The sequence below is a fragment of the Knoellia aerolata DSM 18566 genome (genome assembly GCF_000768695.1).
Taxonomy (GTDB): domain Bacteria; phylum Actinomycetota; class Actinomycetes; order Actinomycetales; family Dermatophilaceae; genus Knoellia; species Knoellia aerolata.
Genome location: NZ_AVPL01000026.1, coordinates 1 through 12818 on the forward strand (window position 1 = coordinate 1; position 12818 = coordinate 12818).

The following is a 12818-nucleotide window of genomic DNA, read 5'->3' on the forward strand; positions in this document are numbered from 1 at the left end:
CCACCGTGGTCCACCGAAGTAGAGGTAGCAGCGGGCCCTTGGTGAAGGTTTGCTGAAGGCTTTACGTGTGGTGCTCGGTGTGCTGCACCGTTGGCGTTGGGCCAGGGCTCGGCGCATCGGTCGGGGCGCTGTCGGCGCTGATGGCGGGCCCTACAACAAGAGCCGAGACGAGGAACATGGCTGTGAAGACGGCGATCGCGATCGCCGGTGCACGCCACGACCCGAACCTGCGATGGATGCGCCTGAGCATCGGGATCGACAGGAGGAGGCCCACGAGGTACAGCGCAGCGTTGCCGCCCGCTCCGGTCAGGAACGCGGTACCTGCGATCAGACCGACGTGGTGCAGGACGTGAGGTATGAGCCCCAGAACGGATCCGATGACTGTACCGGTGGCATCCCGGAGAGCGGCCAGGCGGCTGGGCTTCCGGTCAGGCACGGTAGGACAGGGTCGTCATCATGCCGGCCTCGGCGTGGTAGATGTTGTGGCAGTGCGTCGCCCACTGCCCGGGGTTGACAGCGTCGAGGTCGACCTCGACGGACTCCATGGGGCGGACGATCACGGTGTCCTTGCGAGCTCCCGTCTCGCGGAGTCCGAAGGTGTGGCCGTGCACGTGCATGGGGTGGAACATCATCGACATGTTTCGCAGCCGCAGCCTGACGCGCTCGCCTTGGCGGATCTCGAGCGGGTCTGCGTCGTCGAAGGTCTTTCCGTTGATGGTCCACCGGTAGTTCCTCATCGACCCACCCAGGACAAGGTCGTGCGTCCGGTCGACGTCGCGAGGTCGCAGGGCGACCTGCGTGGCCGCGCGGAGCTGGGTGCCGAGAAGGACCTCCCTCTGCAGCTCGGCGGGGGTCGCGTCGGGGGCGGGCGCATCACCGGCCGCACTACGGACCACGGCCATGCCCTGTCCCGCCTTGCCTTCGGCGACCGCGACGAGCGGGAACGTGCCATCACCCAACGTGACGACTGCGTCGAAGCGCTCACCCATCCCGACCAGCAGGGCGTCGGTGACGGTCGGTAGCACCGGGAAGCCATCACTGTGCGTGACCGTGAGGCGGTGTCCACCGAGCGCGACCCGGAAGGCGGTGTCCGACGCAGCGTTGACCACGCGGATCCGCACTCGCTGACCGGGTTTCGCGCTCAAGGTGACGGGCGAGGCAGGAACCCGTCCGTTCACGAGGTAGTGGGGGTAGGCCACATCGCCGGCACCGCCGAGCAGCGGCGATTGCATGTCCCCGCCCATGCCGCCCATCGGCATCCCGCCCATGGAGCCGTGGCCCATGCCACCCGCGCCACCGCCCTTCCGGAGCGTGGCGAGGACGTCGTCGGGTGTCTGGCCGGTGCCGTCGACCCAGTCGTCGAGGACGACGATCCACTCCGCGTCATAGGCGCCGGGCTCGGCCGGATCGTCCACGACCAGTACGCCGTACAACCCGCGGTCGAGCTGGACGCCGGAGTGCGGGTGGTAGAAGTACGTCCCCGGGTCAGGAACAGTGAAGTCATAGGTGAACTGGCTGCCGGCTCCTATGGGGGTCTGGGTCATCCCGGGTACGCCATCCATGTCGTTGCGCAGCGCCACACCATGCCAGTGCACGCTCGTCGACTCGGGAAGGGCGTTGTCGACCCTGACCACCACCCTGTCCCCCGCCGTGGCTCGCAGCAGCGGGCCGGGCACGCCGTCGCCATAGGCCCAGCTCCGGACCGTGGGCCCGCCCAGGTCCAAGGTCGCGGGCCTGGGGGCCAGGCGCGCGGTGACGGTGCGTTGCCCGGCCGCTCTTCGTGTCCGCTCGGCCGTATCGACGGCCTGGGACGAGGACCCGACTGCAGTACCTGCAGAGGTGCTGCACGCTGCCAGTCCACCGACGCTCAAAAGTCCGCCAGCGGAACCGAGCAGGACCGTTCGTCTGCTGATGGCAGGCATGCTGCGCTCTCCTGACAGGGTGTGGGCTTCGTCCGGCCGGTTGGCGTCAATGCGTCGAGCGCAGCACGAGCTGGCGGGCGTGGTATTCGTCGAGGTCGATCTCCCCGCGAGCGAACCGCTGGTCAAGGATGCGACGGGCGTCGTCGTCGTTCTCGTCCCGGGCCTGCTTCGGGTCGCTGCGCGTACCCCTGAACAGGGCCACGACAGCAAACACCACCAGCGCCCAGAAGGCGATGGCCGTCAGGCTCATCAATACCCATCCTGTCCAACCCATGCCGTCGTTCCACATCATTGTCCTCAGCTCCTTCGTTCTCGATACCCCACTGTCGAACAGCGACCCGGTTCAGACGGCTGCGGTTCTGTGAAGGTTCGCTGAAGAAGCGCCCGTGCCGAGGCGTCCTGTCGGGTCGTAGCGATCGTGTCCTGCACGATGGGCTGATGGTCCACGACACGGCAGCCGCGCAACCCGACCCCACCACACCGGCCTCCGGCGTCCGGGCGCTGGTCGTCGAGGATGACCTGCCCATGGCCACCCTCATCGGCAACTACCTGGAACGCGAAGGTTACGAGGTTCGCCTGAGCCATGACGGCGTGGCCGCCGTGCAGGCGGCTCGCGCTGTCGACCCCGACGTGGTGGTGCTCGACCTCGGCCTGCCGGGCCAGGATGGGATCGAGGTGTGCCGTCAGCTGCGCACCTTCTCCGACGCCTACGTGGTCATGCTGACCGCAAGGGCGGACGAGCTCGACACCCTGATCGGGCTGTCAGTCGGCGCGGACGACTACATGACCAAACCCTTCAGCCCACGGGAGCTCGTGGCCCGGCTTCGAGCGATGCAGCGCCGTCCTCGCCTTATCGACGGCGCGAACCACGGCCCTACCTTGCGCAGGTTCGGGACACTGGCCATCGATCCCAACGGACGCGACGTCTGGCTCGACGACGACCCTGTGTCATTGACCCGGACGGAGTTCGACCTGCTCGCCGTCCTGTCAGAGCGACCTGGGATGGCCTTCAGCCGACGGCAGCTCATCGACCAGGTATGGGGCGGCACGTGGGTGGGCGACGACCATCTGGTTGACGTTCATATCGGACATCTGCGGCGCAAGCTCGGCGATGACGCTGGAGCCGCCCGCTTCATCCGGACGGTGCGTGGCATTGGGTACCGAATGGGGACGGGAGAATGACACGGACTCGGAGGGAGGCACGGGGGTTCGGCCGGGCCGGCTTAGCGCCGCGCTTGCTCATCGCGCAGACCCTCGTGCTGGTCGCCTGCGCCGTGACCTCCTGGCTTGTCGCGTCTGTCGTCGGGCCAAGTATCTTTCATGACCACCTGCAACAGGCCGGAGTCGGTCACTCCCCCAGCGAGGCCGCGCACGTGGAGGAGGCCTTCGGGTCTGCCCTGCTCATCTCGCTAGGCGTCGCACTGACCTCCTCAGTTCTCCTGGCCCTCGGGGTGACGGCGTTCTTCACCCGGCGCGTGCAGCGCTCCACCGCCGCCGTCGCACACTCTGCCTCCAGGATCGCCGGCGGGAACTACCAGTCACAGGTCCCGAGCCCCGGTCTGGGCGCTGAGTTCGACCAGCTCGCCACCACCATCAACGACCTCGCCCAGCGCCTCGGCGACGTGGAGACCACCCGTCGCCGCCTGCTGGCCGACCTCGCGCACGAGATGCGCACCCCCCTGGGGAGCATCGAGGCCCACCTGGAGGCGATCGAGGACGGCATACGCAGTCTTGACGACCAGACTCTCGAGGTGCTGCACGGCAACACGGCACGCCTCCAGCGCCTCGCCGAGGACATCACGGCCGTCGCCCGTGCGGAGGAAGGCGGGCTCGACCTCCGACCGGTGCCCACGGACACGACCACGCTGGTCGAGTCGGCAACAGCGGCTGCACACAACGCGTACGACGCAAAACAGGTCGCCCTCGACGTGGACACCCGGCAAGCGGGCTCCGTCATGGCCGACCCGGACCGCATGGCCCAGGTGCTCGGCAACCTACTGGACAACGCGCTGCAGCACACCCCTCCCGGCGGTCGCGTCCGAGTCTCCGTGCGCAAGCCCGACCCGGACTGGGTCGAGATCACCGTGACGGACAACGGCGAAGGGATCGACGCCCACCATCTGGGTCACGTCTTCGAGCGGTTCTACCGCGCCGACCCGGCCCGCAGCCGCGTGCGTGGCGGCAGCGGCATCGGCCTGACCATCAGCAAGGCACTCGTCGAAGCCCACGGCGGGGGCCTGTCCGCCTCGAGCCCTGGCCCCGGGAGCGGAGCCGAGTTCACCATCCGACTTCCCTCAACCGGGCGTAGCCGGTGAGCCGGCTCCGGCACCTGTGTGGGCTTCACTGAAACTACATAGGACCTGCGACGAACTCCTCGATGGCACCTCACAGGGTGAGCGCTACACGACACGGCGAGGAGTCACGTGACCAAAGTCCGCCGCTGGCCGATCGCAGTTGTCTCGGCAGCTCAGAGCACCACTGGGGCAAGATCCGCACATGTGCACCCTGCTCCGCCGACCTTGACGCAAAAGCGAAATCGCACCCACGGCAACCTCGGAATATTACCCCTGGAGGGTATGTTGGACCTGTCGACACCGAGGAGGAGGCGTATGAGCGAGAAGAGTCCCGCCAGGGTCGTGCCGGGCTACATCGACAGCAAGGACGACCAGTTGCGGCGGCTGCGGCGGATCGAGGGTCAGGTCCGCGGTCTTCAGAAGATGGTGGAGTCCGATACCTACTGCATCGACATCCTTACCCAGGTCTCCGCGGCCACCAAAGCGCTTGAGGCGGTAGCCCTCGGCCTACTGGACGACCACCTACGGCACTGCATATCCCACGCGGCGGACGGGGCCACGCCCGACCTCGACCGCCAGATCGACGAGGCCTCTGCCGCGATAGCCCGACTCGTCCGCTCGTAGCGAACGCGCCCACAGAAAGCGAAACCCGATGTCCCAAAACGCTCCTGACATGTCCTTGCCGCTGGCGCAGTCGAACGGCTGCGCGTGCTGCGGTGGGACGTCGCCCGCACCCGACAACGCCCCTTCAAGCAAGGAGTCCGACTTGAACACCCAGAGCTTTCCTGTCACCGGCATGACCTGCGGCCACTGCGTGTCTGCGGTCACCAGCGAGCTGAAGGACCTCCCCGGCGTCACCGGGGTCGATGTCGAGCTGGTCGCCGGTGGCTGCTCCACCGTGACCGTGGCCGCGACGGCACCCCTGACGGAGGACCAGGTCGCCGCGGCCCTCGACGAGGCCGGCGATTACCACCTCGCCCGCCAGTAACGACACAGCGGCCCAGCCGGGCCCGGGGAAGGACAGCACCATGAGCACGCACGTGGACGACGTTCAGCAGCACGACCGGGAGGTCGAGCTCGTGATCGGCGGCATGACCTGTGCCTCGTGCGCGGCCCGCATCGAGAAGAAGCTCAACAAGATGCCGGGGGTCCACGCCAGCGTGAACTACGCGACAGAGAAGGCCAAGGTCCACTTCACGACTGACGTGGACGCTGACGATCTGGTCGCGACCGTTCAGGCCACCGGATACACCGCTGCGCTCCCCACCCTGCCGGTCCAGGGTCAACCCGTCGAGGACGCTGCTCAGCGGGCTAAGGACGAGGAGGCTGTCGCCTGGCGGCAGCGCCTCACCGTCTCCGCGGTCCTGACCCTGCCCGTGCTGCTGATGTCGATGACCCCGGCCCTGCAGTTCGACAACTGGCAGTGGCTCTCACTGACGCTCGCCTCCCCGGTCGTCGTCTGGGGCGCGCTGCCGTTCCACCGTGCGGCCTGGACGAACCTCCGGCACCGTGCCGCGACCATGGACACCCTGATCTCCGTCGGGGTCGGCGCTGCCTTCCTGTGGTCCCTGTGGGCGCTGTTCTTCACCCACGCGGGGATGACCGGCATGCGGATGCCTTTCGACCTGCTGCCCAGCCGGTCCGAGGGCGCGGGCGAAGCCCACATCTACCTCGAGGTGGCGGCGGCGGTCACCACCTTCATCGTCGCCGGTCGCTACTTCGAGGCCCGTGCGAAGCGCACCTCGGGCGCTGCGCTTCGCGCTCTGCTCGATATGGGCGCCAAGGACGTCGCCGTGTTGCGCGACGGTCCCTCCGGACCCACCGAGGTCCGTATGCCGGTCGGGCAGCTGAGCGTTGGCGACCGGTTCGTCGTCCGCCCGGGCGAGAAGATCGCCACCGACGGCCAGGTCGAGTCCGGCAGGTCCGCCGTCGACGCCTCGATGCTGACCGGTGAGTCCGTCCCGGTCGAGGCAGGTCCGGGAGATCCGGTGGTCGGCGCCACCGTCAATGCCGGTGGCCGACTCGTCGTGCGCGCCACTCGCGTCGGCTCGGACACGCAGCTGGCCCAGATGGCGCGGCTCGTGGAGGACGCCCAGAACGGCAAGGCCGAGGTCCAGCGTCTCGCTGACCGCGTGTCCGCCGTGTTCGTGCCGATCGTCATCGGCCTGTCGCTGCTCACCCTCGCGGCGTGGCTCGTCACGGGCAGCTCGGCCACGGCATCCTTCACGGCGGCCGTGGCGGTGCTGATCATCGCCTGCCCCTGCGCCCTCGGCCTTGCCACCCCCACGGCACTCCTCGTCGGGACCGGTCGGGGCGCCCAGCTCGGCATCCTCATCAAGGGCCCCCAGATCCTCGAGTCGACTCGTCGTGTCGACACGATCGTCCTGGACAAGACGGGCACCGTCACCACCGGGCACATGGGGGTCGCCGCGGTCCACCCAGTCGTCGGCGAGGACCTCGAAGGCGTCCTGTCGATCGCCGGTCCGCTGGAGGACGCTTCCGAGCACCCCATCGCCCGCGCCATTGCCAGGCACGCCAGTGACGCCGGGATCGACTTCGCCCCGGTGGAGGACTTCACCAACCATGGGGGCAACGGAGTCTCCGGCACCGTCGATGGTCACGCCGTCATGGTGGGCCGACGATCATGGCTTACACAGGAGTGGTCCCTGGACATCCCGGTCGAGCTGGAGGGGTTCGCTGAGACAGCGGAGAGCGAGGGCCGCACCCCGGTGTGGGTCGCGTGGGACGGCCGCGTACGCGCCGTCGTCGTCGTCTCCGACACCATCAAGGACACCTCGGCCCAGGCGATCGCCGAGCTGCGCCACCTCGGACTGCGCCCGATCCTCCTGACCGGTGACAACGCCAGAGCGGCCCGGGCCGTCGCGACGCAGGTCGGCATCGCCCACGACGACGTGATCGCCGAAGTCCTGCCCGCCGACAAGGTGGACGTCGTCAAGCGACTGCAGGACGCAGGCGCCGTGGTCGCCATGGTCGGTGACGGGGTGAACGACGCAGCCGCCCTGGCCCAGGCCGACCTCGGGCTCGCGATGGGCACCGGCACGGACGTCGCGATCGAGGCCTCGGACCTCACCTTGGTCAGCGGCGACCTCCGGGCCGCCCCCGACGCCATCAGGCTCGCGCGGGCCACCCTGCGCACGATCAAGGGAAACTTGTTCTGGGCCTTCGCCTACAACGTCGCCGCCTTGCCTCTCGCGGCGTTGGGCCTGCTAAGCCCGCTGATCGCCGGAGCTGCCATGGCGTTCAGCTCCGTGTTCGTGGTCAGCAACAGCCTCCGGCTGCGGCGGTTCAGTCCCACTCGCTAATGGACAGCACCTGCACGTCCTGCTTGCCTACCCGGTCTGGGTTCCACCCGTGCTGGCAGACGGAGCAAACGATCAGGTCGCCGGGCTTGACCTTGGGGCTCGCGACCGTTTCGTCGCCGGCCAGCCTTCGGGCTGTGGGAGCCGACCATGAGCCGACGGTGCGATGGCGCCGTCGGCTCGTGGTGTCTGGGCGTCAGCAGGTGTGGGTGGGGTCCCACATCGAGCTGCCTCGGTGCATGCCGGGGTTGTGGGTCTGGTCGAATCCCATCGACTGGGCGCATGCTCGAACGTGCTGGCCGTACGTGGCGGCGTCAGAAGGTGCTGCCGATGCTGAGGTGGATGCCAGTACCACCCCGAGGACAACGGTTGCTGTTGCGGAAGCAAATCTCAGTGCGAAGCGCGTCATGTGACGTTCCTTCTTGTCGTGGATGTTTCGTGGTTGGTTGCCACCGCGTGTCCAGCGAGGGCCGGAAGCGCTCACCCTTGATAGGGCCGTCGTACCCGCCCTAACTGATGCTTGGTGCCGCGGGCCGATGACACAACCCTCCTCGCCCGACCCATGTCGCGCAGTCGCATTTCCGTGAAGGTTCGCTGAAGATGCCCCTCCGGGGACGCTCGGGGAACAGGCACCCTCGCACCGATCAGGGCCCGCGGTCAGGCGCTCAGCGGCAGCGGCCTGATCCACAGCCGGGCGCTCGTCGAAGCCCACGGTGGAGGCTTGTCTGCGGCGAGCCCCGGCCCCGGTCCGGGGGCGACGTTCACCATCCGGCTTCCTCGCTTTCGGCCCTAGCCGGTCGCGGCGGCGGGCACCTGCTCCTGCACGCGCTTCTGGGTCAGTGCGGCCAGGAGGGTCATGATCGGCACCGCTGCCACCAGTCCGAGGGTGGCCACGGCGCTGCGAGCGATCTCCTGCGCAATCACCTGGTCGGTCAGTGCGCCACCGAGGGAGTTGTCGCTGGAGACGATGAGGATGAGCAGGGGCAGTGACGAGCCGGCATACGCCAGCGCGAGCGTGAAGGCGATCGCGAGCACCCAGAGCGGGCGGGCGCGCTGATGGTCGACAACGGCATACTCGGCGCCCTCGGGGGTGGCGAAGCGCAGGACGACCACGTCCTCGCCCTCGGCGATCGGAGGTGCGCCCGGACCACTGGGCAGAGGAGTCTCGACCACCTCACTGTCGGCCCCCTGGCCCAGCCGCACCCGCAGCGTGCCGCAGCGCTCGCCGGCGGGTTGGCCCTCCGGGCACGGCTCGGCCTGTGCAGAGATCACCCGGCCGTTGAGCTGCTCACCCCCCGACTCCTGGGCCGCCTTGGCCACACCGTCGGACGGCCACAGCCACACCAGTGCGGCGAGGGTCGCAATGGCGATGGGCACGATCACGGCGACTGCGAGGCGGCGCATTGACGCGGAGTCGTCCTCTCCGTGACGCGCGTGGTGTCCGCCCATGGGGCATCAGCTCCTTGCAAGGGGTGAGTGCCGGCCAGTCGGCGCGACGCGGCAAGCTCGATGGTGTCGGGCGGGACGGAGGCCTCCCCTGGGCTGGGAGGACCCGCACCCTGACACCGGGTCCTGACAGCGGTCTTCAGGGGATCTTCACTGTCCGACTGGCGGGATCTTCATGGCCGGACGGCATGGTGGTTGTGACCGGACAACCGAGTCGAGCGGTCGTATGGAAGGTGCGAGGTGAGAACGATGACAGCGACAGCGCCCCTGGAAACGGTTTCCTCCGCGGGCAGCCTTGGAGGCGAGCCAATCCCGGTGTTGGATGCGGTCGGTCTCGAGAAGACGTATCCGCGGCGAGGGCTACGCAGACCCCAACCGGTGCTGACGGGTGCCAGTCTGTCGTTGGGTGCTGGAGAGGTCGTGGGGCTGGTCGGTGAGAACGGGTCCGGCAAGTCCACCCTCATGCGCATCCTCGTGGGTGACTTGGCCGCGGATGCCGGGACGGTCTCGTCTGTCGGCCAGGTTGGGTACTGCCCCCAGCAGCCGGTGGTGTACCCGCGGTTGAACTGCGACGAGCACTTCGAACTGTTTGGTCGGGCCTACGGGATGACCTTCACGGCCGAGCGTGAAAGTCGCCGGACGCTCTACGTTGCGCTGGGGTTCGAACGGTATGCGAGGACGCGCACAGACCAGCTCTCCGGGGGCACCCTCGCGAAGCTCAATCTGGCTCTTGCGTTGTTGCCGGATCCGGAAGTGCTGCTGCTCGATGAGCCGTACTCCGGCTTCGACTGGGACACCTACTTGCGGTTCTGGGAGATCGTCGCTGACCGGCGCGCCCGCGGACGGTCAGTCCTCATAATCAGCCACTTCGTCACCGACGAGGAACGCTTCGACCGGATCGTGGAGGTCCGGGACGGCAGGACACACCAGCGATGACGCCGTTCCTGCTCCGGAGGTTCCTGGCCGACTACGGCCGCAACGGGGCCAATCTTCTGTTTCTCGTCGTGGTGCCCGTGACGTTCGTTCTTGCCGCAGCGCCGGCACTGTCCAACGCCGCCAGACTCTTGGGTGGTGCGGGAGGCGGGCCGGCCATCGAAACGGTGACCGCGGGTTGGGCAGCGGCGTTCCTCTCCGGCATCGCCATGTACTTCCAGGTTTCTGGCGCCCGGAGAGCCGACGCCCGGTTGGTGACCGCAGGTATGCCGGCGCGTCAGCTCCGGGCCGCTCGCCTGCTCACCGGGGTCGTCTTGGCTGGTCTCGCCAGTGCCGCCGGTTTGGTCGCGTTGTTCGCGCGTGGTGACGGAGAAAACGTGTGGAGGGTGGCGGTTGGCACTCTGCTGTTCGCCCTTGTCTACGTCGGCTTGGGTGCGGCGGTGGGCGCATTCGTGCCGAACGCCGTCAACGGCTCGGTCCTGTTCATGTTCATCTGGATTCTCGACGTCTTCTTCGGACCCCCCTCAGCGGAACTGAGTCGCCGATCGTCCGCTTTCTTCCCACGCATTTCGTGTCCCTGTGGACCGTGGACCTTCCGGCAGGGCATGCCGGACTGTGCGAGCTCGCGTGGTCCGCGATCTGGGTCGTGGGGGCGCTCCTTCTGGCGTTCGTCGTCGTGGCGGGCGGTGGCACCGGCCGTAACGCACGTCGGGCCTGGGGTCATGGATGGGTCGCGCAGCTGCTTACGGGGTTGCGGATGGGCTGGCGCGACTGGATCCGAACTCCGGTGCTGTGGGTCCTCCTGGTTGCTGTTCCAGCCGTCTTCATCCTTCTGGCTGACGCAGTCACCCCACACGGGCAGACGCCCGTCGTGCTGAGGGAGGACGGGGTTTCGCGCGTGAACCTGGTGGACCCGGCTCTCATGCATGCGGGAACCATGGCCCCCATCGCGGTCGCGTCACTCGCTTCGCTGGTGGGGGTCTTCATGGTCCTCGACTCCCGCGCCGCCGACCGCCGACTGCTACTCGCCGGAGAGCGCCGCGCCGCACTGATTGCTTCACGGCTGGTCCTCGTGTTCGTCGCGACCGGAGTCGCCACCGCGGTGTCGCTCGCTGTCACGGCGACCGTCTTCCAACCACGCCAGTGGGGCGTCTACGCGGCGGGGAAGTGGCGCGCCCTCACCCTTGTCTCTGGCTGGTGCGGGTTGCGCATCGGGGAAGCGGCCGGCCTGCGACGCGTCGACGTAGACCTCGAAGCGGGCGTCCTGCGCGTCTCCCAGACCGCCCAGTACCTTGGCACACCGGCACGACTCGTGATTGGGCCTCCCAAGTCAGACCGAGGCGTCCGTACCGTCCATATGCCTCTTCATGTGACTGAGGCCCTGTCTGATCACATCACCAGGCGTGCGCACATGCAGGCGAGGGACTTCGTGTGGACCCGCAAGGACGGGGGCCGCTCTCGCGCCACACGGTTCTCTTCGCCTTCAAGTCCGCGGCTGCCTCGATTGGCTACGAAGGGATGGTGTGGCACGACCTCCGGCACACCGCAAACACGCTGGCAGCCGACGCCGGCGCTAGCCAGGCGACCCTTCAAGCGCGCATGGGCCACGCTGATCCCAAGGTCAGTGCCATCTACCTTCACACGTCCATAACACACGACCGTCGACTCGCCGACGTTCTTGAGCGCATGGCTGATGGCAGCGACAATACGCGTGGGTGAGTCCTGTCACCCCGACAAGAAGTCGAAGGGGCTCTGGTCTGCGGAAACGCGGCCTAGAGTCCCTTCTGTTCTATCTGGCACCGACTTAGCCGCGGGGATGACCGAGCAGCGAACAGCAACTTCAGACCGCCCTGGGATACGTCTCGCCCGCCGAGTACGAAGAGCACTATTACCGTCACAACACCTCCCGACCGCAGCCACTGTCGGGAGAACCCGCCCTCCGTTGAACCCGGGTCGGTTCAGGGCACCCCTACATATCAGTAGTCCTCCTCGTCCCAGATGCGGACCTTCTTCGGCTTGACCGGCCGATCGGGGTCCTCGTCCCGCAGTTCGCGGCGGATCCCGAGGCAGATGAGCAGCAGGCCGAGTGGCACCGTCATCCACCACTGGAAGGCGTAGGCCTGGTGCGGTCCGAGGCTGCGGTCCGGGTCCTGGAGACGGTCCGGTCGCGGCGGGGTGCCGTCGGCGGTGCGCTCGGTGTCGAGGACGACGTAGCCGTCGAGCACCTGGGTGCCCCACGCCTTCTCGACGTCCGGGACGGCGATGCTCGCGACCTGGCCCTGCGGCAACGACTTGCGCTGGGTCGTCTCGCCGGGCCGGACCCAGCCGACGACGGTGACTTCACCGGTGGGGACGGGAGGGACGTCCGGGGTGACGGAGGCGCCCAAGTCGGAGTTCTTTACCCAGCCACGGTCGACGACCACGGTCCGTCCGTCCGCGAGGGTCAGCGCGGCCAGCACCTCGTAGCCAAAAACGTTGTTGTTGGGCCGGTTGCGCACGAGCACTTGCCGGCCGGCATACGTCCCGGTCGCGGTGACCTTCGTCCAGTCCTTACTCGACCGGTCGACAGGTCGATCCGACAGCACCTCGGTCACCGGAACCGGGTCGGCGCGGTAGTGCGCGTCGAGCAGCGCATTGCGCTCGACCTTGAACTCGTGGCGACCGTATTGCCAGTGACCCAGTTGGTAGGCGAGGACGGCAAACAGCAGGGCGAGGGCTAGGGCACCCATCCAGCGCGGGGAGAACAGACGCCGTAACACGGCCGTCACGCTACCGGCCCAGTCCGGACCCATGCCTGTCGGCCCCGACCACCGCACGGCACGCCGACCACCGCACGCCACGGTCGCGTCGCGCGACCTGCACACCCGCGAGACCGACCATGGGTCGAGATGCTGACCCAGCCA

At 68.0% G+C, this 12818-nt stretch carries 12 protein-coding genes and 1 pseudogene; 8 read left to right on the forward strand and 5 right to left on the reverse strand.

Translation table 11 applies throughout. The annotated features are described in order from the left end of the window. Window positions 1–61: 61 nt before the first annotated feature. Genes N801_RS10690 through N801_RS10700 form a run of 3 tightly spaced genes read right to left on the reverse strand, consistent with a single transcriptional unit; the run spans window position 62 to window position 2172 of the window. Complete coding sequence (locus N801_RS10690; protein ID WP_035937511.1) at window positions 62–436, reverse strand: hypothetical protein; 375 nt, start codon at window positions 434–436, stop codon at window positions 62–64. Next, window positions 429–1922, reverse strand: coding sequence for a multicopper oxidase family protein (locus tag N801_RS10695; RefSeq protein WP_035937514.1), 1494 nt, complete (start codon window positions 1920–1922; stop codon window positions 429–431). The genes N801_RS10690 and N801_RS10695 overlap by 8 nt, the downstream gene beginning before the upstream one ends. 46 nt (window positions 1923–1968) lie before the next feature. Then, window positions 1969–2172 carry an SHOCT domain-containing protein gene (locus N801_RS10700; protein WP_245618379.1) on the reverse strand — a complete coding sequence of 68 codons (204 nt, stop codon included), beginning with the start codon at window positions 2170–2172 and terminating at the stop codon, window positions 1969–1971. Window positions 2173–2360: 188 nt separating this feature from the next. On the opposite strand from N801_RS10700, the gene N801_RS10705 reads away from it, so the two are divergent. From N801_RS10705 to N801_RS21570, 6 genes and pseudogenes are all read left to right on the forward strand, one after another. Next, the gene (locus tag N801_RS10705; RefSeq protein WP_035937520.1) at window positions 2361–3104 is read left to right on the forward strand and encodes a response regulator; all 744 of its coding nucleotides are present in this window, start codon (window positions 2361–2363) and stop codon (window positions 3102–3104) included. Between the two features lie 191 nt (window positions 3105–3295). Further along, entirely contained in the window at window positions 3296–4237 is a 942-nt protein-coding gene (locus N801_RS10710; protein WP_245618381.1) for a HAMP domain-containing sensor histidine kinase, read from the forward strand. 294 nt (window positions 4238–4531) lie between these two features. Further along, a complete protein-coding gene (locus N801_RS10715; RefSeq protein ID WP_245618382.1) occupies window positions 4532–4840 on the forward strand; it encodes a metal-sensitive transcriptional regulator in 309 nt (102 codons plus the stop codon). Window positions 4841–4982: 142 nt separating this feature from the next. Continuing rightward, window positions 4983–5204, forward strand: a complete 222-nt coding sequence (locus N801_RS10720; protein WP_035937526.1) for a heavy-metal-associated domain-containing protein — start codon at window positions 4983–4985, stop codon at window positions 5202–5204. 40 nt (window positions 5205–5244) lie between these two features. Beyond that, complete coding sequence (locus N801_RS10725; protein WP_035937529.1) at window positions 5245–7539, forward strand: heavy metal translocating P-type ATPase; 2295 nt, start codon at window positions 5245–5247, stop codon at window positions 7537–7539. 667 nt (window positions 7540–8206) lie between these two features. Then, a pseudogene (locus N801_RS21570) lies at window positions 8207–8329 on the forward strand (two-component sensor histidine kinase); the annotation flags it as partial. Here the strand turns inward: N801_RS21570 and N801_RS10730 are convergent. Then, a complete protein-coding gene (locus tag N801_RS10730) occupies window positions 8326–8985 on the reverse strand; it encodes a YibE/F family protein (RefSeq protein WP_245618383.1) in 660 nt (219 codons plus the stop codon). The pseudogene N801_RS21570 and the gene N801_RS10730 overlap by 4 nt on opposite strands. A 246-nt stretch (window positions 8986–9231) precedes the next feature. Here N801_RS10730 and N801_RS10735 point away from each other — a divergent pair, with 246 nt between their 5' ends. Together N801_RS10735 and N801_RS21885 are read left to right on the forward strand one after the other, a co-directional pair. Beyond that, on the forward strand, window positions 9232–9918 hold the full coding sequence (locus N801_RS10735; protein WP_084108706.1) for an ABC transporter ATP-binding protein: 687 nt from the start codon (window positions 9232–9234) through the stop codon (window positions 9916–9918). A 1428-nt stretch (window positions 9919–11346) separates the two neighbouring features. Next, window positions 11347–11634, forward strand: coding sequence for a tyrosine-type recombinase/integrase (locus N801_RS21885; RefSeq protein ID WP_084108709.1), 288 nt, complete (start codon window positions 11347–11349; stop codon window positions 11632–11634). Window positions 11635–11891: 257 nt separating this feature from the next. Here N801_RS21885 and N801_RS10745 read toward each other — a convergent pair whose 3' ends face one another. Continuing rightward, window positions 11892–12674 carry an SURF1 family cytochrome oxidase biogenesis protein gene (locus N801_RS10745; protein WP_035937584.1) on the reverse strand — a complete coding sequence of 261 codons (783 nt, stop codon included), beginning with the start codon at window positions 12672–12674 and terminating at the stop codon, window positions 11892–11894. Window positions 12675–12818: the final 144 nt, after the last annotated feature.